The 21,461-nt window shown below is 69.0% G+C and carries 25 protein-coding genes; 12 read left to right on the top strand and 13 right to left on the bottom strand.

Translation table 11 applies throughout. The features are described 5' to 3' along the window. Positions 1-72: 72 nt before the first annotated feature. From ACXIZN_RS40310 to ACXIZN_RS40295, 4 genes are read right to left on the bottom strand one after another with little or no spacing between them, the layout of a single operon-like run. On the bottom strand, positions 73-972 hold the full coding sequence (locus ACXIZN_RS40310; protein ID WP_457959999.1) for an ABC transporter substrate-binding protein: 900 nt from the start codon (positions 970-972) through the stop codon (positions 73-75). Next, positions 969-1,658 carry an ABC transporter permease gene (locus ACXIZN_RS40305; protein ID WP_457959998.1) on the bottom strand — a complete coding sequence of 230 codons (690 nt, stop codon included), beginning with the start codon at positions 1,656-1,658 and terminating at the stop codon, positions 969-971. The genes ACXIZN_RS40310 and ACXIZN_RS40305 overlap by 4 nt, the downstream gene beginning before the upstream one ends. Further along, positions 1,655-2,338: an ABC transporter permease gene (locus ACXIZN_RS40300; protein ID WP_457959997.1), complete on the bottom strand. Its 684-nt coding sequence runs from the start codon at positions 2,336-2,338 to the stop codon at positions 1,655-1,657. The genes ACXIZN_RS40305 and ACXIZN_RS40300 overlap by 4 nt, the downstream gene beginning before the upstream one ends. Then, on the bottom strand, positions 2,338-3,426 hold the full coding sequence (locus ACXIZN_RS40295) for an ABC transporter ATP-binding protein (protein WP_457959996.1): 1,089 nt from the start codon (positions 3,424-3,426) through the stop codon (positions 2,338-2,340). Before ACXIZN_RS40295 ends, ACXIZN_RS40300 begins: the two co-directional genes overlap by 1 nt. Positions 3,427-3,517: 91 nt before the next feature. On the opposite strand from ACXIZN_RS40295, the gene ACXIZN_RS40290 reads away from it, so the two are divergent. Then, positions 3,518-4,921, top strand: coding sequence for a bis-aminopropyl spermidine synthase family protein (locus ACXIZN_RS40290; protein WP_457959995.1), 1,404 nt, complete (start codon positions 3,518-3,520; stop codon positions 4,919-4,921). Positions 4,922-4,967: 46 nt separating this feature from the next. Further along, positions 4,968-5,657, top strand: a complete 690-nt coding sequence (locus tag ACXIZN_RS40285; RefSeq protein WP_457959994.1) for a DUF4190 domain-containing protein — start codon at positions 4,968-4,970, stop codon at positions 5,655-5,657. Between the two features lie 87 nt (positions 5,658-5,744). Here ACXIZN_RS40285 and ACXIZN_RS40280 read toward each other — a convergent pair whose 3' ends face one another. After that, the gene (locus tag ACXIZN_RS40280; protein ID WP_126735727.1) at positions 5,745-6,920 is read right to left on the bottom strand and encodes an NAD(P)-dependent malic enzyme; all 1,176 of its coding nucleotides are present in this window, start codon (positions 6,918-6,920) and stop codon (positions 5,745-5,747) included. A 391-nt stretch (positions 6,921-7,311) separates the two neighbouring features. Here ACXIZN_RS40280 and ACXIZN_RS40275 point away from each other — a divergent pair, with 391 nt between their 5' ends. Continuing rightward, on the top strand, positions 7,312-7,917 hold the full coding sequence (locus ACXIZN_RS40275; protein ID WP_457959993.1) for a dTDP-4-dehydrorhamnose 3,5-epimerase family protein: 606 nt from the start codon (positions 7,312-7,314) through the stop codon (positions 7,915-7,917). Between the two features lies 1 nt (position 7,918). Here ACXIZN_RS40275 and ACXIZN_RS40270 read toward each other — a convergent pair whose 3' ends face one another. Further along, positions 7,919-9,526, bottom strand: a complete 1,608-nt coding sequence (locus ACXIZN_RS40270; protein WP_457959992.1) for a GMC oxidoreductase — start codon at positions 9,524-9,526, stop codon at positions 7,919-7,921. 167 nt (positions 9,527-9,693) lie between these two features. Between ACXIZN_RS40270 and ACXIZN_RS40265 the strand changes: the two genes are divergently transcribed. Continuing rightward, the gene (locus ACXIZN_RS40265) at positions 9,694-10,371 is read left to right on the top strand and encodes a hypothetical protein (RefSeq protein WP_457959991.1); all 678 of its coding nucleotides are present in this window, start codon (positions 9,694-9,696) and stop codon (positions 10,369-10,371) included. Between the two features lie 243 nt (positions 10,372-10,614). Here the strand turns inward: ACXIZN_RS40265 and ACXIZN_RS40260 are convergent, their stop codons facing one another. Next, entirely contained in the window at positions 10,615-11,085 is a 471-nt protein-coding gene (locus ACXIZN_RS40260) for a hotdog fold domain-containing protein (RefSeq protein WP_126735731.1), read from the bottom strand. Positions 11,086-11,147: 62 nt separating this feature from the next. Between ACXIZN_RS40260 and ACXIZN_RS40255 the strand changes: the two genes are divergently transcribed. Both ACXIZN_RS40255 and ACXIZN_RS40250 read left to right on the top strand, forming a co-directional pair. After that, positions 11,148-11,741: an acid phosphatase gene (locus ACXIZN_RS40255; protein ID WP_126735732.1), complete on the top strand. Its 594-nt coding sequence runs from the start codon at positions 11,148-11,150 to the stop codon at positions 11,739-11,741. After that, positions 11,741-12,223: an N-acetyltransferase family protein gene (locus tag ACXIZN_RS40250; protein ID WP_457959990.1), complete on the top strand. Its 483-nt coding sequence runs from the start codon at positions 11,741-11,743 to the stop codon at positions 12,221-12,223. The genes ACXIZN_RS40255 and ACXIZN_RS40250 overlap by 1 nt, the downstream gene beginning before the upstream one ends. Positions 12,224-12,339: 116 nt before the next feature. Here ACXIZN_RS40250 and ACXIZN_RS40245 read toward each other — a convergent pair whose 3' ends face one another. After that, a complete protein-coding gene (locus ACXIZN_RS40245; RefSeq protein WP_457959988.1) occupies positions 12,340-12,879 on the bottom strand; it encodes a hypothetical protein in 540 nt (179 codons plus the stop codon). 246 nt (positions 12,880-13,125) lie between these two features. On the opposite strand from ACXIZN_RS40245, the gene ACXIZN_RS40240 reads away from it, so the two are divergent. After that, entirely contained in the window at positions 13,126-14,052 is a 927-nt protein-coding gene (locus ACXIZN_RS40240; protein ID WP_126735735.1) for a diacylglycerol/lipid kinase family protein, read from the top strand. Positions 14,053-14,325: 273 nt separating this feature from the next. After that, positions 14,326-14,580 (top strand): WhiB family transcriptional regulator, encoded by a 255-nt coding sequence (locus ACXIZN_RS40235; protein WP_007028999.1) that lies wholly within the window; start codon positions 14,326-14,328, stop codon positions 14,578-14,580. A gap of 293 nt (positions 14,581-14,873) precedes the next feature. Here ACXIZN_RS40235 and ACXIZN_RS40230 read toward each other — a convergent pair whose 3' ends face one another. Beyond that, positions 14,874-16,397 (bottom strand): sensor histidine kinase, encoded by a 1,524-nt coding sequence (locus tag ACXIZN_RS40230; RefSeq protein ID WP_457959987.1) that lies wholly within the window; start codon positions 16,395-16,397, stop codon positions 14,874-14,876. Between the two features lie 106 nt (positions 16,398-16,503). Between ACXIZN_RS40230 and ACXIZN_RS40225 the strand changes: the two genes are divergently transcribed. Then, positions 16,504-16,578: a 50S ribosomal protein bL37 gene (locus ACXIZN_RS40225; protein ID WP_369299112.1), complete on the top strand. Its 75-nt coding sequence runs from the start codon at positions 16,504-16,506 to the stop codon at positions 16,576-16,578. A 67-nt stretch (positions 16,579-16,645) separates the two neighbouring features. Here ACXIZN_RS40225 and rsrA read toward each other — a convergent pair whose 3' ends face one another. After that, on the bottom strand, positions 16,646-16,969 hold the full coding sequence (gene rsrA, locus ACXIZN_RS40220) for a mycothiol system anti-sigma-R factor (protein WP_457959985.1): 324 nt from the start codon (positions 16,967-16,969) through the stop codon (positions 16,646-16,648). After that, positions 16,966-17,604, bottom strand: coding sequence for a sigma-70 family RNA polymerase sigma factor (locus ACXIZN_RS40215; protein WP_126735738.1), 639 nt, complete (start codon positions 17,602-17,604; stop codon positions 16,966-16,968). The genes rsrA and ACXIZN_RS40215 overlap by 4 nt, the downstream gene beginning before the upstream one ends. 190 nt (positions 17,605-17,794) lie before the next feature. Here ACXIZN_RS40215 and ybaK point away from each other — a divergent pair, with 190 nt between their 5' ends. Both ybaK and ACXIZN_RS40205 read left to right on the top strand, forming a co-directional pair. Further along, positions 17,795-18,271, top strand: coding sequence for a Cys-tRNA(Pro) deacylase (ybaK, locus tag ACXIZN_RS40210; RefSeq protein WP_126735739.1), 477 nt, complete (start codon positions 17,795-17,797; stop codon positions 18,269-18,271). A 183-nt stretch (positions 18,272-18,454) separates the two neighbouring features. Further along, positions 18,455-19,018, top strand: coding sequence for a hypothetical protein (locus ACXIZN_RS40205; protein WP_457959983.1), 564 nt, complete (start codon positions 18,455-18,457; stop codon positions 19,016-19,018). Here ACXIZN_RS40205 and ACXIZN_RS40200 read toward each other — a convergent pair. Next, positions 18,968-19,576, bottom strand: a complete 609-nt coding sequence (locus ACXIZN_RS40200) for an alpha/beta hydrolase family protein (RefSeq protein WP_126735741.1) — start codon at positions 19,574-19,576, stop codon at positions 18,968-18,970. The genes ACXIZN_RS40205 and ACXIZN_RS40200 overlap by 51 nt on opposite strands. Next, the gene (locus ACXIZN_RS40195) at positions 19,573-20,331 is read right to left on the bottom strand and encodes an SOS response-associated peptidase (protein WP_457959981.1); all 759 of its coding nucleotides are present in this window, start codon (positions 20,329-20,331) and stop codon (positions 19,573-19,575) included. Before ACXIZN_RS40195 ends, ACXIZN_RS40200 begins: the two co-directional genes overlap by 4 nt. Before the next feature lie 101 nt (positions 20,332-20,432). Between ACXIZN_RS40195 and rsgA the strand changes: the two genes are divergently transcribed. Next, a complete protein-coding gene (gene rsgA / locus ACXIZN_RS40190) occupies positions 20,433-21,443 on the top strand; it encodes a ribosome small subunit-dependent GTPase A (RefSeq protein ID WP_034305184.1) in 1,011 nt (336 codons plus the stop codon). Positions 21,444-21,461 lie beyond the last annotated feature (18 nt).

The following is a 21,461-nucleotide window of genomic DNA, read 5'->3' as shown; positions in this document are numbered from 1 at the left end:
CGCATTTAGTCCTCTGGATGCGGTCCTTGCGCGTGCAACTACCGCATCCAGAGGACTAAATGCATGGGGTGATCAGGCGGGCGCGAGGAGGTTGTGCCGGCGCAGGAACTCCTCGGCGACGTCGAGCGGGTTGCGCTTCTCCTCGCTGAACTGGACGTTCAGCTCGGTGAGCTCCTCGGTCGTGAGCACCGCCGAAACCCGGTTCAACGCGTCCGACTCCTTCGGCGACAACGTCCCCTTCGCGACGAGCGGGACGATGTTCTGCGCGGGGAACATGTTCTTGTCGTCCACCAGCGGGACGAACCCGTTCGCGGCGATCGACGACGACGTGCTGAACAGATCGGCGACCTGGATGTCGCCCGACTTCAGCGCGGCGACCGTGACCGGGCCACCGGTGTCGGTCGTGCGGATCTCGGCGAACTCGCAGCCGTAGAGCGTCTTGATCTTGTCCTTCCAGCGGCTGCTCCACTGGCCGGGACCACCGAAGACGAATTCCCCGCACCGCTTGCCAAGATCGGAGAAGGTCCGGATCCCGGAATCGGCGAGTTCCTTCCGCACCACCAGCAGGTCCTTGTCCTCCGCGGGCGCCTGTTCGAGGACCTCGAACCCGGACGGCACCTTCTGTTTCAGCTGCGCGTAGACGTCCCGCGGCGTGGTCGCCTGCGTCTCCTTGTCGAAGTAGCGCAACAGGTTCCCGCTGTAGTCCGGCACCACCGAAAGCGATTTGTCCTGCAGCGCCTTGACGACGACCTCGCGGCTGCCGACCGGCGGGCGCACCGTCACGTTCTCGGCGCCCGCGTTGCGCAGCGCGCCCGCGTAGATCTGGGCCAGCAGAAGGCTTTCCCCGACGTCGGACGCGCCGATGATGATGTCGCCGGTCGCCCCGCCCTCGGCGCCTCCGGCGAGCGGGTCGCCGCATCCCGCCGCCAGCAGGGCGATCCCGGCGAACAGGGCCGCCACCGTCCGCCTCATGACTTCGCCTTCTTCCCGCTCGCCGCCTGCGCCAGCCGAACTCCCTTGGGCACCAGCACCCGCTGGACGCCCGCGAGTGCCAGGTCCAGCACGACGGCGAGCAACGTCGTCAGCACCGCGCCCGCGACCACCTGCGGATAGTCCAAAATGGCCAGTCCGTCGAGCAGGAACCGGCCCAGCCCGCCGAGCCCGACGTAGGCGGCCACGGCGGCCGTCGCCACCAGCTGCAGCACCGAGTTCCGCACCCCGCCGAGCACCAGCGGCAGCGAGATGGGCACCTCGACCTTCCACAACCGTTGCCAGCCGGTCATTCCGATGCCCTGAGCCGCGTCGACCACGCCGTGATCGGTCGCCTGCAGGCCCGCGTACGTCCCGGCGAGGATCGGCGGGATGGCGAGCACCACGAGCCCGATGATCGTCGAGAGCTCGCTCTCGGTGAAGAGCAGGAACAGGAAGGTCACCAGTCCCAGCGTCGGCAGCGCGCGGATCGCGTTGCCGCCGCTCACCAGCAGCACCGCGCCGCGGCCGGTGTGCCCGACGTAGAGCCCGAGCGGGATCGCGACGAGCAGCGCGAAGACCAGCGCCAGCGCCGTGTAGCCGAGATGCTGCAGCAGCCGGGCCGGGACGCCGTCGGGGCCCTGCCAGTGGGCCGGGTCGCCGAACCAGTTCAGGACGTCGCCGATCATTTCGCCCCCGCCGTGGTCGCCACCCGGTCCCAGGGTGTGAGGAGATTGCGGAGCTGGACCAGCACGAGGTCCACGATCAGCGCGAGCAGCAGGGTCGCGACGATCCCGACGACGATCGGCGAGAAGTACTCGCGCTGGAAGCCGTCGGTGAACAGCACGCCGAGCCCGCCCGTGCCGATCAGCGCGCCGACGCTGACCAGGCTGATGTTGCTGACCGAGGCCACCCGGACGCCTGCCGCGAGCACCGGCACCGAAAGCGGCAGCTCGACGGCGAGGAAGCGGCGCGCGGGTTTGTAGCCGATCGCCGTGGCCGCGGCGACGACGTGCGGCGGGACGGCGTCGAGCGCGTCCAGCACCGGGCGCACGAGCAGGGCGGCGGTGTAGACGGTGAGCGCGACGATGACGTTGACGCTGTCGAGGATCTTGGAACCGATGATGCCCGGGATCACCACGAACAGGGCGAGCGACGGGATCGTGTACAGCAGGTTCGACACCACCAGCAGCACGGAGCGCACCGCCGTGAACCGGTGGCCGAGCCAGCCCGCCAGCACCGCGATCAGCAGGCCGAGCACCAGCGGGACCAGCGACAGATAGATGTGGTCGAGCAGGTCGCCGAAGAACTGCGACCGGTTGTTGGCGCTGCCCAGGTAGCGGCCGAGCTCCGCGAAGAAGTCCCCCATCAGGAACTCGGCGACGGCGCTTCGATCACTTCGAGGACCTGCTTGGCTCTGACCACGCCGAGGACCTTCAGATCGGCGTCGACCACGACACCGAGGCTCGCGGGCGAGGAAAGGGCCGCGTCGAGCGCGCCGCGGATCGGCGAGCCCTGGACGTACAGGGATCCACCCGCGACGAGATCGGTCTCCGCCAGCTCACCGTCCACAGTGGACCCCGGGCGCAGCCAGCCGCGCGGCTGCCCCTCGGCGTTGACCGCGACCTGCCAGTCGCCGGACGGCCCGGGGGCGGGTTTGCCGACCTCGACCCGTTCGACCTCTTCGACGACGATCCCGTCCGCCGAAAGGAAGGAGAGCCCGCGATAGCCGCGATCCTTGCCCACGAAGGAGGCGACGAAGTCGTCGACGGGATGGCGCAACACGTCCGAAGGCGTGCCGTACTGCGCGAGCACCCCGCCGACGCGGAGCACCGCGATCTTGTCGCCGAGCCGCACGGCCTCGTCGATGTCGTGGGTGACGAACACGATCGTCTTCCCCAGCTGCGACTGCAGACGCAGCAATTCGTCCTGCAGTTCTTCGCGGACGATCGGGTCGACGGCGGAGAACGGCTCGTCCATCAGCAGCACCGGCGAATCCGCCGCGAGCGCCCTGGCGACGCCGACGCGCTGCTGCTGGCCGCCGGAAAGCTGGGCGGGGTACCGCTTGCCGAGTTCCGCGGGCAGGCCGACGGTTTCGAGCAGCTCGGCCGCGCGCTTGCGCGCCTTGCCCTTGTCCCAGCCGGACAGCAGCGGCACGGTGGCGACGTTGTCCAGCACCGTCCTGTGTGGAAAGAGGCCGGCGTGCTGGATGACGTAGCCGATGCCGCGGCGCAGCAACGCCGGGTCGCCGTCGCTGACGTCCTTGCCGTCGAGCAGCACCGTGCCCGACGTCGGTTCGACCATCCGGTTGATCATCCGCAGCGACGTGGTCTTGCCGCAGCCGGACGGCCCGACGAAGACGGTGATGGTGCCGTCCTCCACGGTGAGGTTCAGGTCGTCGACCGCGACCGTCCCGTCCGGATACCGCTTGGTCACGCCACGGAACTCGATAGTCACGTGTCTCTCCCCATGTCTGGTCGAAAAACCGTAGCCCAGATCCTGCCTGTTGGCACGGTGTCCCAGGGACCGGGTTACTAGGCTGCTGCCCGTGAGTCCTTCCGTCGAAGACGTCCTCGCGGCGCACGGTGTCCACGTGCGACCGCTCCATCAGGTGATTTCCCTGCTCCGGACGGATTGGCGTGACCTCGGCGAACTGGTCCGGATCAGCACCGCGCCACGCCGGAGCGTCGAAGACGTCCTGAACGCGCTCGGCGACGACCTCGAGCGGAACGAGTCCCGCTTCCGGCTGGCCCCCGCCGCGCGCGAGAAGTACGGGCGCTTCGGGGCACGGGACCGGAAACCCGACCCCGACCTGCTGAAGATCATCACCAGCTACGTCGAGAACGTGCCCGCGCCGCTGGCCGCGCTGGACCACGTGCAGGCGACCCCGGAAACGGTGCTGAACCGGGCGCTGTGGCTGGACGAGCGGTACGACCTCGGCACGGCGAAGCTGCTGTTCCTCGGCGACCACGACCTCACTTCCCTGGCCGTGCGCGCGTTGCGGCCCGACGCCGACCTCACCGTCGTCGACCTCGACGATCGTGTCCTCGCCTACATCGACGAACTCAGCGAGCGGTCCATCCGCACCCTGCACACGGATCTGCGCGTCGGCCTGCCGCCATCGGTGACCGGGCGGATGGACCTCGTGTTCAGTGATCCGCCTTACACCCCCGAGGGAATGGGGCTGTTCGCCGCACGCGGGGTCCAGGCGCTCACCGAACCCTCGGACGGGCGGTTGCTGCTCGCCTACGGCTACAGCCCGCGCCATCCCGCTCTGGGCGCGCAGGTGCAGCGGGCGCTCGCGACGCTCGGGCTGACCTTCGAGGCGATCCTGCCGGGCTTCAACCGGTACTTCGGCGCGCAGGCGATCGGGAGCGCGGCCGACCTCTACGTCTGCCAGCCGACCGCGAAATCGAAGAAGAACCGCGGCGGTAAGGGGAAGGCCGCGATCTACACGCACGGCCCGCAGTCGGTGGAGTCCGCCGGCGCGGCCAAGCCGTCGCTGCTGGACAAGCTGCACGAGATCGCCACCGAAGGCGGGCTGGCGCTCGAATCGCGTCCGGTCGACTGGTCCGTCTCCGGCCCCGAGGGCGACGCGGTCGCGATGGACCTTTCGGCCGACCCCGGGCCGTGGCTGCTGCGGACCCTGCTGGGCACCAACGCGCGACGGCTGGCGCTGCTGGTCCCGAACTCGCATCCCGACCTCACGAACGCCGAGGCGCAGGCCGCGCTGAACCGGCTGATCGGCGCGAAGTACAAGCTGCGGCTGCTGCGGAGCACCCCGGACAACCGGCACGCCATCGTCGTCGCGGACGCCGCCGAGCACCAGGAAGAGCTGCTGACCCGGGCGCACGCGCGGCTGGCGAACGTCTCACTGGACGTGCCGCCGGACCTGACGGACGCGCGGCTGATCGACCTGCCGCGGCACCGGCTGGCGGAACTGCTCGCCTGAGGCGCGTGTCATCGGAACTTCATGGGCCCTGCCTAGTTTCGGTCCCATGAACCAGCCGTACGGGTTTGCCTACCCGCAACGCCCCAAGACCAGCGGCCTGGCGATCGCCACGCTCGTACTGGGCTTGGCCGGTTGCCTGGCGCTGCCACTGCTCCCCGCGATCATCCTGGGCATCGTCGCGCTCACTCAGACCGGCCAAGGGAAACAACAGGGCAGGGGCCTGGCCATCGGCGGCCTCGCGGCCGCCGGATTCTGGATCATCGGCTGGGTCGCCTTGCTCGGGAATCTGGGGAGCCCGGACAGCTACACCGCGGGCCCGACGGGCGCGAGTTGCGCGACCCCGCCCGCCGGGCACGCCAACATCTGCACCCTGAAGCCGGGAGATTGCTTGCGACAGCCCGTGGGCTCCGCCACGAGCGTCGAACTCACCGCGTGCGGGACCCCGCACAGCACCGAGGTGATCGGAGCCTTCACCGCGACGGACGGCCCCTGGCCCGGCGGCGGGGAACTGAAATCGGAGGCGTTGGACCACTGTCAGCGGATCATGGCCAAGAACGTGGACAGTCCGCGACTCAACGCGGAAGGTGTCTACACCGACCTGGGCTATTTGAAGCCTGAGCGCGAGCCCTGGAAACACGGTGTGCGCACCGTCTTCTGCACGCTCGTCTCGCCCGACTCACGGCTGACCGGTTCCGTCCTCGTCCCCGGCGCCGACCTCGCCGTCCCCACCAGCTGACCTACCCCCACGCTGTGAAAGGCCCTTCATTGCGAAATTCGCAATGAAGGGCCTTTCACAGCGCTTGAGCGAGCGTGAAAAGGACCGTCACACCACGCCGTCGGCCTCGGCGGCCTTCGCGACGGCCGCCGCCACCTCGGGCGCGACACGCGGGTCCAGCGGGCTCGGGACGATCCGGTCGGGGCCGAGGTCGTCCTGCGCGACCGCGAAGATCGCGTCGGCCGCGGCCAGCTTCATGTTCTCCGTGATCGCCCGCGCGCCGGAGTCGAGCGCGCCGCGGAAGACGCCGGGGAACGCCAGCACGTTGTTGATCTGGTTCGGGAAGTCGCTGCGCCCGGTCGCCACGATCTTGGCGTACCGCGACGCCGCGACCGGGTGAACCTCCGGGTCCGGGTTCGACAGCGCGAACACGATCGCGTCGTCGGCCATCCCGGCCAGCAGCGTCTCGTCGATGGTCGCCCCGGACAGGCCGAGGAAGACGTCGGCACCCCGCAGCGCCTCGCCGAGGCCGCCGCGCAGACCGGCCGCGTTCGTGGTCTCGGCGAGCTTCTGCTTGATCGGGTTCAGGCCCTCGCGGCCGGAGTGGATGATGCCGCGCGAGTCGAGCACGGTGACGTCCGCGACGCCGGCGTTCTGCAGGATCCTGGCGCAGGCCACACCCGCCGCGCCCGCTCCCGAGACGACCACGCGCTGGCCGGAGATGTCCTTGCCGAGGACCTGGTTCGCCCCGCGCAGCGCGGCCAGCGTGACGATCGCCGTGCCGTGCTGGTCGTCGTGCATGACCGGGCAGTCGAGGGCCTCCTTGAGGCGGTCCTCCAGCTCGAAGCAGCGCGGCGCCGAGATGTCCTCCAGGTTCACCGCGCCGAACGACGGGCGCAGCCGGACCAGGGTCTCGATGATCTCGTCGACGTCGGTGGTGTCGAGCACCAGCGGGATCGAGTCGAGCCCGCCGAAGGTCTTGAACAGGACCGACTTGCCCTCCATGACCGGCAGCGAGGCGCTCGCGCCGATGTCACCGAGGCCGAGCACCGCCGTACCGTCACTGACCACCACGACCAGCCTGTCCGCCCACGTGTACCGCTTCGCCTTGGCCGCGTCCTCGGCGATCGCACGGCTCACCTTCGCCACGCCAGGCGTGTACGCGACCGAAAGGTCACGGGGCGAGGAGATCGGGCGCGTCGCGGCCACGGAGAGCTTGCCGCCCTCGTGGCCCTCGAAGATCTCGGTGTCCGTCACTGGCGTGGTCATCGTGGTTCCCGTCATTGCTTCCGCCGTGTCTAAGGACGGCGGAGTCTCGATTCGAGCGAAGGTCATGGGGATTCTTCTCCTGGGACTGCGAGCGGGGGAACTGGCCGGTGAGCAGGCCAAAACTGGGCATGGCCCGGCCACCTGGGGTAACTCGTCCTCCGACACGGCAGCCCAGCGCGGTAGCGCCGGCCTGTCGGCGAAGCGTCCAATCGGCCATCGGTGCCGTGGGTGTGGCGACGGCCGCGGACGCAGCGGTCAGATCATTGTGACAGGCATGCGGACCAGTGTGCCCCTCTGGTGCGGTTCATGTCACAGACCGCCCCCGATTTCCGCAGCTCAAGAGACCTTTCGCAAGACGTCCATCCGGTTTGGGAAGGCGGTTTCAGCCCTGGTTAGCATTGGGGCCATGCAAGCCAGGCGCCTCAGCATCTCCCACTGTTTCGAGTTCACCCCGCGGGTTTTCCCCGATCACCGCGGCCTGTTCGTGGCGCCGTACCAGGAGCAGGGGTTCGCCGACGCGGTCGGGCACCGATTTCGCCTCGGCCAGGCCAACACCAGCGTCTCCCGGCGCGGCGCGATCCGCGGCGTGCACTTCGCGGACACCCCGCCCGGGCAGGCGAAATACGTGTACTGCCCGCGAGGCGCGCTGCTCGACATCATCGTGGACCTCCGGGTCGGCTCGCCCACCTTCGGCGAATCGGCCTCCGTGCTGCTCGACAGCACCGAATACAAAGCGGTCTACATCGCCGAAGGCCTCGGCCACGCCTTCATGGCGCTCGAAGAAGACACGGTCATGACGTACTTCTGCTCCGAGCCGTACAACCCGGCGGGAGAGCACGGCGTCAACCCGATGGACGCCGACCTCGCGCTGCCCTGGCCGCAGGACATCGAACCCTTGCTGTCCGAAAAGGACACCACGGCGCCGTACCTGAAAGAGGCCCTGGAGCAGGGGTTGCTGCCTCAGTACGACGACTGCGTGGCCTACTACGAGAAGTTGCGGGCCGCGAACTGAGCTAGCGCGCCACGTCCTCGCGCAGCACCCGTTCCACGTTCCGTTCCGCCAGCGCGGTGATCGTCACGAAGGGATTCACGCCGGTACTGCCCGGGATCAGCGACCCGTCGGTGACGTAGAGGTTCCGGTAGCCCTTCACCCGGCCGTACAGGTCGGTGGCCTCACCCAGCACCAATCCACCCAGCGGGTGATAGGTGAACCGGTTCTCGAACGACCGCGTATCCCCGAACAGGTCACTGCGGTAGATCGTGCGGTTCGCCCGGTTGACCTTGTCGAACAACGACTTCGCCGCGTCGATCGACGGCTTCCCCTGTGCGGCGTTCCAGCGCAGCCGCACGGAGTCGGTGGCGGCGTCATAGGTGAAGTGACCGCGTTCGGGGTTCTTCGTGATCGCCAGGTAGAGGCTCAGCCAGGTCTCGACCCCGGCGGGCACCGGCGCGACCTCGGCGAAGACCGGGTTCACCGGGTCGTCCCACGCGTCGATGCCGAGCGCGGGCATGCCCGACTGCAGTGATCCGCCGATATCCCAGGCGTGGTTCGCGCGGCCCAGCATCACGTTGCCGTTGGTGCCCCAGCCGCGGCCGACCTCGTCGTTCAGCCCGGGCAGCGTCCCGGTTTCCCTTGCCCGCACGAGCAGTTCCGTCGAGCCGAGGCTGCCGGCGCCGAGGAACAGGTACTTCGCGCCGAGTTGTTTCCTCGCGACGACCGAGCCGTCTTCGGCGGTTTCGTGCACGGTGAGGACGTACGTGCCGTCGGTCTGGCGGGTGATCCCGCGAACCTGGTGCAGCGTCTTGATGGTCACGTTCCCGGTGCCCAGCGCGGCCGCGAGGTAGGTCTTGTCGAGCGATCGTTTGCCGTGGTTGTTGCCGTAGATGACCTCGGACGCCAGTGCCGACCTCGGCACCGTGCCGGCTTCTTCCCGTTTCATGTACTCGAAGTCGTAGACGCTGGGCACGAACACCGTCTTGAGCCCGGCCCGCGTCGCGGCCTTCCGGGAAACCCTCGCATAGCGGTAGGAACGGCAGGTTTCGAACCAGCGCGGGTCGATGTGGTTCACGCCGAGGGCACGGTTGGCCAGGGGGAAGTACTTCCCGTACATCTCGTCCGCGTCGACGGCCGGCAGGATCTCCTCGAAGTACGACCGCTTCGGCGTCACGGCCATCGCGCCGTTGACCAGCGAACCGCCGCCGACGCCGCGTCCGACGTAGACGGACATGTCGCCGTGGTCGACCCTGTCGAGCACGCCGGGATACCGCTTGATGTCCCGGTTGGCCAGGTCCATCCAGAGAAACGACGCGAGCGGGGCCTGCGTGCGGTTCTTGAACCACGCGGCCCGCCGGTCCGGCCGGAGCATGTCGCAGAAGATCTTTCCGTCGGGGCCGGGGTCGGCCCACAGTTTGCCCATTTCGAGCATGACCGTCGGAATCCCGGCTTCCCCGAGCCGCAGCGCGGTCACCGCGGCGCCGTACCCGGTGCCGACGACCACGGCCGTCGAGAAGCCCGGGGACGATTCTCCCGCCTGCGCGGTGGAAATCGTGGTGAGCCCGAGAGCGGCGGCGGAGTTGAGTGCGGTGAACCCGAGGAACCCGCGGCGCGACAGTGGGGACATGGGCCGATGATCGCCCGCTGTCCGAGCCGCCTTCAAGGGCGAATCCGAAGCAGATTCGCGTCAGCTGGGTAAACACCGTTTATTTTCACTCGAACGTGGCGATTCAGGGGTCCCTTGGGTGGCTTCCCCGATGTGGCTCAAACCGGCACAGACCACTCTTTCGAGTCATGAGACGTCTTCTCGCCGCGACCGCGGCAGTACTGTCCGCAGCCGCCCTCTTCGCCTTCCCCGGCCATGCCTCCGCGGCACCGCCGACACTCCCCGACTTCGACTTCTCCGCCTGCCCCGCTCCGCCCGCCAACGCCGACCCGGGCACCTGGCGCTGCGAAGCCTTTGTCTCCCAAGGAGTCCTGACCATCGGCGACCGCGAGGTCCCGCTCGGGGAGATGCGCCTGACGTTCTCCGAAGGCGAAGTGGACGGGAAGTACGCGCAGGTGTTCGGTGAACTACGGCACGCTCCGGCCCGGATCCGCGGCACTTTCGGCGCGAGCCTGCAGCTGAAGTACGGCGGCTATTCGGACTTCCTCTCGGACGACGAGCGCCGTGGCGAGCTGGATCTCTACGCCGTCCTGCGGCATCCCTTGCTGCCCAAGGAATGCACGATCGGCACCCTCGACGCGCCGCTGCATTCGGTGGTCAAGGACGATCCCGCGGTGCCGTTCGAGGTGATCTCGCGGGACCCGATGACGGTGAAGTTCGGCGTCGTCGACACCCAGCTCGCCCTGCCGCGCACGACCGGTTGCGGCCCGCTGGCGCGAGTAGCCGACGAATTGCTGGACCTGCCGTCCGCGAGCGGCCGGAACACCTTCAAGATGTCGACCTACGTGCAGTTCAAACCCCTCTGACCACCCGCGTTTAGTCCTCTGGATGCGGTAGTTGCACGCGCAAGGACCGCATCCAGAGGACTAAACGCGCGAGAGAAGCGCGCCAATGGGGCCCTGGGCGTCCACCGCCGGTGCGCGGACGGACGACACGCGCGACTGGATGGACGACACGCGTGATGCGGCGGACGACACGCGGCCGAGGTCCGCCGCGTGTCGTCCGGCTGGACACGCGAAGGCACCCCAGAGGGCCGGACGCGAAGGTGCTTACTTCTTCTTGGTCACCCAGATCGTGATGGTGGCGGTCACGACGGGCTTCCCGTTCGTGTCCGTGATCGTCACCGGCACGGGGAGCTCGAAGCCTTCGTCGCCGAATTCCGGCAACTCCGGCAGTTCCGCGACCGCGCGCAGGCTCGTCTCGGCCTTCGCCACGTACTCGACCGTCATGCCCTTGGGCAGCCAGCGATGCGTCGCCGGGACGGTCGCCTCGGCGAGCATGCCCATGGCGATCTCGGCGAGGTTGCATGCCGCGATCGCGTGAAAAGTCTTGATGTGGTTGTAAACACCCCACCACTTCGGGGACGTCACCTCGCACCGGCCGGGACGCAGTTCGCGCACCGACGGGAGCACCGTCCGGAAGTACGGCACACGCAGGCACATCGCCGCCGAGAACAGCTGTTTGCCGACCGGCTTGCCCGCCAGCCGGTTCCACATCGCGTAGGTCGGATTCTGCGCCATCACGGTCTCCTCATCATGTTACTCACCAGTAGCATAACCGGACCGCAGGCTATATTCGCAACGTGGCACATCGGCTCTTCCTCCTCCGGCACGGCCAGACCGAGTGGTCCGTCAACGGACGGCACACCGGACGCACCGACATCCCGCTCACCACCGCGGGCGAAGGGCAGGCCCGCGCCGCGGGAGGCACCTTGCGCGCGGTGCTCGGCGGCAACCCGGCGCTCGTCCTCTCCAGCCCCCGCACCCGCGCCCTGCGGACGGCCGAGCTGGCAGGCCTGCGCGTCGACGAGGTCACCGAAGAACTGGCCGAATGGGACTACGGCGACTACGAGGGCGTCACGACGCCGACGATCCGCGAGACCGTTCCCGGATGGACGGTCTGGTCGCATCCGATCCCGGGCGGCGAAAGCGCGGAGGACGTCAACGCCCGCGCGGACAAGCTGATCGAACGCGTCCGCGAACCGCTCGGCGAAGGTGACGTGATCCTCGTCGGCCACGGGCATTTCAGCCGCGTCCTGGTCGCGCGCTGGATCGGCCTGCCGTCGACCGCGGGCGTCCACTTCGGACTGGACCCGGCCGGCGTCGCGGTGCTCGGCGACGAACGCGGCGAGCCGCAGATCGAACATCTCAACCTGCTCCCCACGACGGAGGACTAGTGGCCGACGACCGCATCCGGCGTATCCGCGAAGAAGACGTGGACGCCGTCGTCCAGCTCGTCTACGACCTCGCCGAGTTCGAACGCGCCCCGGACGAGTGCCACCTCACGCCCGAGCAGCTGCGCGTCGCACTGTTCGGCGAGGCCCCGGGACTGTTCGGCCACGTCGCCGAGGTGGACGGCGAGATCGTCGGTTACGCGCTCTGGTTCCTCAACTTCTCCACCTGGCGCGGCGTGCACGGCATCTACCTGGAGGACCTCTACGTCCGCCCCGAGCAGCGCGGCTCCGGCCTCGGCAAGGCGCTGCTGGCCACTCTCGCGGCGGTCTGCGTCGAGCGCGGCTACGCCCGTCTGGAGTGGTCGGTGCTCAACTGGAACCCGGCGCAGGGGTTCTACAAGTCGCTCGGCGCGGTGCCGATGGACGAATGGACCGTCGACCGTCTCACCGACGAACCACTGAAGGCACTCGCCGCCCAGGTCTAGCGTGCGCGAAGGCGTAACTCGCGTGATCAGGGGCGTAACTCGCGTGTCTGGAGGCGACACTCGAAGATACGGCCTCAATCACGCGAGTTACGCCTTCAAGCACGCGAGTGCCGAGTTCAGGAGTCGCGTTCCTCGCGCTCACGGCGCGCCGCGCGACCCGCGGCGCCGTCACGCTCGGCGGCTTCTTCCTCGCTCTCGCCCTCCTGCATCCCCAGCGCCCACGCGCGCGACGGGCGGCGGAACAGCAGCACGATGACGGCGACGCCGATCAGCGCGAGCGGCACTCCCCACACCGGCTGCCCGGACGGGCCCGCGCCGTACCAGCCGACGCCGACCAGGATCAGCGCGACGACGACGCCGGGCGACCTCGCCCAGGTCTTCCCCATCATCAGCCCGGCCGCGCAGGCCAGCGTTCCGGCGGCTAGGACGAGGTAATAGGCGACTTCGGCCAGGAGGTTCTCCGGTCCGGCCTGGCCGTTGACCAGGAGCAGGATCGCGAACACGATCAGGGCGAGCCCCGGCAGCGCGGTGACGGCCCCGGCGAGGCGGACTTCACGGGGCGCGGGCGAGAGCTTGTCGGCGATGGACACGGCGAACCAGCCTTCCAGGCTTCCGGACACGGCGCTCCACCAGGGCGGGTCACCGTACGTGAGCACTTTCGATCGTATGCCACCCGGTCGGCCGGTTTCCCCTCGCCGCCGCATGGGAAGAATTGGCAGTGTCGTCGATGAGCGGGCGGTCGGCCCGGGTGCACTTGTCACGACGCGCTGTCACCAGCCGACGGTGAGGAGGGACGCCCGCCACAGGGCCATACGGTGCTGCCTCGAGGACGCTCCGCACGGCTGAGCTTCGCGTCACGTGAAGCTCACACCTTCGGGCCGGAGTCACTTACCCTGCGGTATGTGCGTGCCATCCTCGTCGTGAACCCCCAGGCCACCTCGACCACCGCCGGTGGCCGTGACGTGCTGGCGCACGCACTGGCCAGCCAGGTGAAACTCGACGTGGTGGAGACCGACTACCGCGGCCACGCGATGGCCGTCGCCCGGTCCGCCGCCCGCGACGGGATCGACCTGGTGGTCGCCCACGGCGGCGACGGCACGGTTAACGAAGTGGTCAACGGGCTGCTCGCGGACTCCGACGGCGATCCGGCGAAGGTCGGCGGCGCCCCCATGCTCGGTGTCGTGCCGGGCGGCTCGGCGAACGTCTTCGCCCGGGCGCTGGGTATCGCGCACGATCCCGTGGAAGCGACCCATCAGCTCCTCAACGCCATCGAGAACGACCGGAGCCGCAAGGTCGGCCTCGGGATCGCCGACGGCCACTGGTTCACCTTCAACGCCGGCCTGGGCTGGGACGCCGACGTCGTCGGCCGCGTGGCCAAGCGACGGGGCAAGCAGACCACCGCGGGGCTCTACCTGAGGGCCGCGGTGGCGTCGCATCTGCGGCCTCCGCTGGGCCGTCCGCCCCTGACGGTCCGGATCCCGGGTGAAGAGCCCACCGAAGTGCTGACCGCTTTCGTGTCGAACACCGATCCGTGGAGCTACCTGGGCAACCGTCCCGTCCACCTGAACCCGGACAGCTCGTTCGACACCGGATTGGGCCTTTTCGCGTTGAGCGGTCTGGGGTTGCCCACCGTGTTCAAGCATGTACGGCAGGCATTGCTCACTAAGAGCGATCAACGCGGACGACGTCTCCTTCGTCACGATGACCTGCCGATGATCCGCATCGACGCTGCTGAACCGGTAAACTTCCAGGTGGACGGCGACCTCGTCGGCCAGCGGAAGAGGGTGGAGTTCTTCAGCGTCCCGGAAGCACTGACGGTAATCGTCTGACGACCGGACCGCTGATCGCCTGCGGCAAAGTACGAACTGCCGCTCATCGACGCAGAACCTCCGCTCACCGCATCGGCCTTCCCTTCGGAAGGCTGTTTCGGAACGAAACCGCAGGTCAGAAGCGTCGCTCGGCCGGGTGAGCTGACTCACCGATCTTCAGAAAACCCTTGTCGAAACGGGTGCTTCGTGAAAGCATTCACAAGCACCCAAAAAAACGACCGCCATGACGACTATGGCGCGGAGTACCGCGCCGTTATGAAGGAGCTCAGAAACATGGACTGGCGCCACGACGCGGCCTGCCGAGACGAGGACCCCGAGCTGTTCTTCCCCGTGGGAACCAGCGGTCCTGCTCTGTCGCAGGTAGCGCAGGCGAAGGCCGTGTGCCACCGCTGCACCGTCGCTTCCGACTGCTTGGCCTGGGCATTGGCCAGCGGGCAGGACGCAGGCGTTTGGGGCGGGATGAGCGAGGACGAGCGACGGGCCCTGAAGCGCCGTCGTACGCACATCGGCACGCGTACCTCCGCCTGAGTCTCTCGGACTCAGCACGCTTCATCGCATCACTCACAACTGAGCAAGACCCCAAGCTTCGGGAATATCCTGCGGCGCGATGGCTGTATGGCCGTGCGCCGTGAGGTGACACGTACCCGGCTTGAGCTTAACAAGCGAGGCCGACACGCCCTCACGGGGGTATGGCTTCAGCGGACTTTTTCCAAGTCCTCCCGCGGAACCGTTACAGGGCCGGCGCCACTTCTCTTCGGGCGCCGGCCCTAAAACGTGTCCGGATAGACTGTCCCTTGTGGACGATCAAACGCGACAGTCCACTAGAGACGCCGGGACAGCGGGATCCTCAGTGCGGCTTCGGTTCCCAGCCGCCGTCCGCCGGTCTCCTCGGAATCCCCGCGCAGGCCCCGGATCGACAGCGATCCGCGCAGCTCCGACTCCACCAGTGTCCGCACGATCTGGAGCCCGAGGCCGTCGCTGCGTTCCAGCGAGAACCCCGAGGGAAGCCCGCGCCCGTTGTCGCGGATGACGACGTCGAGCCAGCGCGCGGAGCGTTCCACCACGAGTTCGACCTTGCCCGGCCGCCCGTCGGGGAACGCGTGCTCGATGGCGTTCTGCACGAGTTCGGCCAGCACCATCACCAACGGCGTCGCGATCTCGGCGACGACGACACCGAACGAACCGGTACGCGAGAGCCCGACCTGCGATTCCGCCGTCGCGACCTCACCGACCATCGGGAGGACGTTGTCGAGCAGCTTGTCGAGGTCGACCCGCTCGTCCACCGAGATGGACAGCGCCTCGTGCACCATCGCGATCGACGAGACCCGGCGCACGGACTCGCCGAGCGCGAGCCGCGCCTCCTCGCTGGAGGTCCGGCGCGACTGGAGCCGCAGCAGCGCGGCGACGGTCTGCAGGTTGTTCTTCACGCGGTGGTGGATCTCGCGGATGGTCGCGTCCTTGGACAGGAGGGCCCGGTCACGGCGCTTCACCTCGGTGACGTCGCGCACCAGCACCAGCGCGCCCGCGGCCTGCCCGGCGGGACGCAACGGCAGCGCACGGAACAGCACGACGGCACCGCGCCGGGAATCCGCCTCCGTCCGGCTGCTCGGCTTGCCGTCGAGCGCCTCGATGATCCGGTGCGACACCTCGGTCGCGTCGAACGGATCACGGATGAGCGACCTGGTCAGCGGCGCCAGGCGCTGCCCGACGAGATCGGACTCGTGCCCCATCCGGTGATAGGCCGACAGCCCGTTCGGGCTGGCGAAGACCACCGTGCCGGTCGGGTCGAGGCGGATCAGGCCGTCGCCGACCCGCGGGCTGGTATGCGTGTCCGTCTGGTTCCCCGGGCTGGGGAAGGTGCCGTCGACGATCATCTGGCACAGGTCGCCCGCGCTGCCGAGATACGCGATCTCGAGCGGACTGGGCACCCGCGAGGCCGCCAGGTTGGTCTCGCGGCTGAGGACGGCGATCACCGTGCCGCCGAACACCACCGGGATGGCCTCGCGGCGCATCGGCAGGTCGCGGTACCAGTGCGGGTCCTCCTCGCGGCAGATCCGCACCTCGCGGCTCGCCTTGGCCAGCTGCGGATGCTCGTCCACGGTGAACCGGGAGCCGACGACGTCCTCCGGGTGGGCCGTCGGCGCCGTCGTCGGGCGCGCGTGAGCGACGCACACGTAGTCGCCGCCGTCTGGCTGCAACTCCTCCGAGACGGCGACCCACAGCAGGAAGTCGGCGAAGGACAGGTCGGCCAGCAGCTGCCATTCGGCGACCACGGTCTGGAGATGGTCCGCGGCTTCACCGGACAGGCCGGTGTTCTCCGCGAGCAGATCGGAAAGGGTGGACACGTCCCCATCCAAGCAGGGTGAGGGCCGCATGACACACTGGAGAGGTTGACCCTGGCCCAGCGGTGTCGTATCACCCCGCGAGGGCCACTCGGACGAGGAGTGAAACATGTCGAAGCGCGCCCGCAAGCGTCGCGACCGTAAGAAGAACGGCGCGAACCACGGCAAGAAGCCCAACTCCTGATCATTCGATCAGACGGCGAAGGCCCCCGCACCGATCCGGTACGGGGGCCTTCGTGTGTCCTGGGGCTCTACTCGAAGGTCGGCTCGATCTTGACCTCGGTGCGCTCGATGGTCAGCGAACCCTTGGTCTGCACGGTCTGGCGGATCGAGGCCCGCAGCCGGGACTTGAGGTCGTCCGGCGCGTGGTCACCGCCGCATTTGCGGGCGAGGAGCTGCTTGATGTGCTCGTCGATGCCGTATTCCTCGAGGCACGGCGGGCAGTCCTCGATGTGCTTGCGCAGGGCGGCGTCGCGCTCGGCGCTGCACTCCTTGTCCAGCAGCAGGTAGATGTCGGCGAGGGCTTCCTCGCACCTGACCTTGTCGTCCGCGCCGGCGCAGTAGTCCTCGCTCATCGCCCCGCCACCTCCTGCTGTTTGCCCGAGCGGATGAAGCCCCGCTCACGGGCGACGTCGGCGAGCAGGTCACGGAGCTGGGCGCGGCCGCGGTGCAGCCGGGACATCACGGTGCCGATGGGCGTGTCCATGATCTCGGCGATCTCCTTGTACGCGAAACCTTCGACATCGGCGAGGTAGACCGCGAGACGGAACTCCTCGGGCAGCTTCTGCAGCGCTTCCTTGACGTCGGCGTCGGGCAGGTTGTCCATCGCCTCGACCTCGGCCGAGCGCAGCCCGCTGGAGGTGTGACTCTCCGCCTTGGCGATCTGCCAGTCGGTGATCTCCTCGGTGGGCTGCTGCACCGGCTGGCGCTGACGCTTGCGATAGCCGTTGATGTAGGTGTTCGTGAGGATGCGGTACATCCACGCCTTGAGGTTCGTGCCCGCCTTGAAAGACGCGAAGGCCGCGTACGCCTTCAGGTACGTCTCCTGGACGAGGTCCTCGGCGTCGGCGGGATTCCGGGTCATCCGCATGGCGGCCGAGTACAGCTGGTCGAGCAGGGGCATCGCGTCCCGCTCGAAGCGCTCGGCCCGCGCGGCCGCCTCTTCGGCGTCCGTGCCCGTGTCCGGCGCGGGATTCTGCGTGCTCGGCAAACCGTTCCCTTCCCGATCGGCGTCGATGCGCTTGTGCGCATGAGACGTCGTCGAGTTTACGCGCGGGCGGATCACCTGGCCGCCCGGCGTGCGCGGGATCAGGATTCGGGGGGCTTCGAGTGTGGTGGACACGTGCCTTTCAACAGTGCGGCCCGGCCGGGCATTCCCGGCACGCTCGTAGACTCCGCCCATGGCAGGCAAGGGAACCCCGGCGACGGCGCTGCTGGCGAAGCAGAAAGTGGCGCATGTTCTGCACGCCTACGACCACGATCCGCGGGCCGAGTCGTACGGCCTCGAAGCCGTCGAAGCGCTCGGGCTCGACCCCGCGCGTGTGTTCAAGACACTGGTCGCCGAGGTCGACGGGAAACTGACCGTCGGAGTGGTCCCGGTCACCGGCCAGCTGGATCTGAAGGCGCTGGCGGCCGCCGCGGGCGGGAAGAAGGCGAAAATGGCCGACCCCGCGGCCGCGCAGCGCGCGACGGGTTACGTGCTCGGCGGGATCTCGCCGCTCGGGCACCGGAGCAGGCTGCCGGTGGTGATCGACTCATCGGCGGAGAAGTTCGAGACCGTGCACTGCTCGGCCGGGCGGCGCGGGCTGGAGGTCGAACTCGCGCCCGGCGACCTGGTGAGGCTCACCGGCGCCGTGGTCGCCCCGATCGCGGGCTGACCTCCGCCGCGTTTCGTCCTCCGGATGCGGTCCTTGCGCGTGCAACTACCGCATCCAGAGGACGAAATGCGGGCAGGGATTCACCCTCGCGAGGGAGCGGAGTAGGTCCGCAGCGGGAAGATCACGCGGCCGCGCCCGGGAATCGTCGTCGGCAAGCGAACGACGACTCCTGGGAGCGACGAAATGACCGAGACCGTACCCGGCGTACCGAGATGGGCGAACCTCGCCGCCCACGCGACGCTGCTGGTGACGTTGCCCTCCGGGCTGTGGCGGGTCGCGATGGGCCTCGGCATCCCGGTCGGGTTCACCGCGCAGGGGCTGGGCGAGTTCGGCATCCCCGGCTGGGGCACGGCCTACGTCTTCGGACTGAGCCTGCTCGCCGAAGCGCTCGCGTTCCTCACCCTCGGGCTCGTCCGGCCGTGGGGTGAGGTGTGGCCGCGGTGGATCCCGGGGCTGCGTGGCCGCCGGATCCCGCCGCTCGCGGCGATCCTCCCGGCAGCCGCGGGTGCGATCGCGCTGACCGGGCTGGGTGTCCAGGGCCTGTTCGGCTGGGCGGAGGCCGGTTCCTCGATGGCGCCGGGGAGCTGGGAAGACTCGCCGGTCTACGGCATCGTCATGGCCGCTTGTTACGCGCCGCTCCTGCTCTGGGGCCCGCTGCTGGCGGCGGTCACCGTGCACTACGCCCGGCGGCGGCACTCAGGTGAGCGGCCGCAGCACACGCTCCAGCCACTCGGCGGCCGCGCGTGACACGCCTTCGAGGTCGGCGCTGAGGTTGTGGTCGCCCTTGAGCACCACGATCTCGTGATGCGGCCCCGCCTTGGGCAGGCCGAACGGGTCACGGTCGCCCTGCACCACCAAGGTCGGGACCTCGACGGCGTCGAGCTCACCCTGCCGGGATTTCTCCGGCTTCCCCGGCGGATGCTCGGGGAAGGCCAGGCAGAGCACCGCCACCGCCTGCCCCGTCGCGGCGGTCCGGCAGGCGACGCGGGCTCCGGACGACCGGCCGCCGAACACGAGCGGAAGGTCGTCGAAGCGCGCGGAGATCTCATCGGCCACGGTGAGCCAGGCGGTGTCGAGCTGGGTGGCGGGAGCGGGCGCCCGGCGGCCGGCCACCCGGTACGGCTGCTCGACGAGCGCGACGTGGACCCCGGCCGCCTGCGCCGCGCGGGTGACCGCGACCAGGTCCTTCGCGCCGATCCCCCCGCCCGCGCCGTGGCCGAGCATCAGCACCGCGACGCCTTCCTCGGCACAGTGCAACTCGGCCCGCGCGGGGCCGTAGGCGGTGTCGATCTCCAGCTTCGTCATGGGTTCGGCAGCTCGAAGAGCGGGCTTTCGGTGGCGGGTTCGACGCGGTCCACCAGCTCCGGGCCGTTGTTGCGGACGTTGTTGACCAGGCTGGACACCGGCCGCAGCTCGATCGTGTCGACCAGGTCCACCGGAGGCGGGACGAGCAGGTCGGTGACGTCGGCGAGGTCCGGGTCGAGCCAGGTGTCCCACTTTTCGCGCGGCATCAGCAGCGGCATGCGGTGGTGGATGTCGGTGAGCCTGCCGACCGAATCCGTGGTGATCACGGAGAAGGTGATCAGCGGGTCGGCGTCCTTGTCGTCCTTCGGCCGCCAGGTCTCCCAGATCCCGGCGAACGCTAGCGACTCGTCGCCCGGTCCGGTCATGAAGAAGGGCTGCTTCTCCTTGCCGTCGCGCCGCCACTCGTACCAGCCGTCGGCGGGGACGAGGCACCGCCGCGCGGAAACCGCCTTCTTGAACGACGGCTTCTCTTTCGCGGTCTCGGCGCGCGTGTTGATCATCTTCGAGCCGACCCCGGGGTCCTTCGCCCAGAACGGGACCAGCCCCCAGCGCATCATCCGCAGTGACCGCACGGCGGGCTCGTCTTCGAGCACCGCGCCGTCCGCGTCACGCGGATGCCGCTGCACGACGGTGGGCACGACCTTGGTCGGCGCCACGTTGTGGTCGGTCCGGACCCGGCCCTCGGTCAGGTCCACCGCGGCGAACTCGTCGATCAGCGCCGCCGGGTCCTTGGTCGCGGCATAACGCCCGCACATGCGTAAACCTCCCTGATCGACAGCCATCGTTACACGCTGACGAGGTGTTGGCGAGCAGCATGGGATCATAGTTGCGCGGTATGCGAAGAGCAGGAGGCGGTTTGGCTGGCAAGGACTGGCGCAGGCTGGACGAATCCGACGTGCGGATCCGGCCCGGCAAGGGCACCAGGCCGCGCAGCAAACGCCGCCCCGAGCACGCGGACGCCTCCACGGCGATGGTCATCGGCAAGGACCGCGGGCGCTGGACCTGCGCGATCGACTCGGATCCGGAGCGGGTCGTCACCGCGATGCGGGCCCGCGAGATGGGCCGGGTCTCGGTCGTCGTCGGCGACACCGTCGGCATCGTCGGCGACGTGAGCGGCAAACCCGACACCCTCGCCCGCATCATCCGGGTGGACGAACGCTCCAGCGTGCTGCGCCGGACCGCGGACGACACCGACCCCTTCGAACGGGTGGTCGTCGCCAACGCCGAGCAGTTGCTGATCGTCACCGCGCTGGCCGATCCCCCGCCGCGCACCGGATTCATCGACCGCTGTCTCGTCGCCTGTTACGCGGGCGGCCTGGAGCCGGTCCTGTGCCTGACGAAGGCCGACCTCGCGAGCCCGGACGAGCTCCTCGCCGGCTACGCGGGCCTCGACATCCCGGCCGTGGTCACCCGGCACGACGAGCATCCGGACGAACTGGCCGGGCGGCTCAAGGACCGGGTCACCGCGCTGGTCGGGCATTCGGGCGTCGGGAAGTCCACTTTGGTCAACCGGCTGGTGCCCGACGCGGGACTGGCGACCGGCGTGGTCAGCGCGGTCGGCAAGGGAAGGCACACGTCCGTCGCGGCGGTCGCGCTCTCCCTGCCCGGCGGTGGCTGGGTGGTCGACACTCCGGGCATCCGCTCCTTCGGGCTGGCGCACGTGACCGCCGACGACATCGTCCTGGCGTTCGAGGAGTTCGCCGAGGCGGCCGAAGAGTGCCCCTCGGGCTGCGGGCACCTCGGGCCGCCTTCGGACCCGGACTGCGCGCTCGACGACGTGGTCACCGAAGGTCACGCGAGCGCGGAGCGGCTGACGTCGCTACGCCGGCTTTTGGGGTCCCGTGCCGGGCATGATGACGATCGGTAACTAATTCCGGCTTCGCGC

Source organism: Amycolatopsis sp. TRM77291 (assembly GCF_054166285.1).
This window is presented reverse-complemented; position numbering and strand designations above follow the sequence as displayed.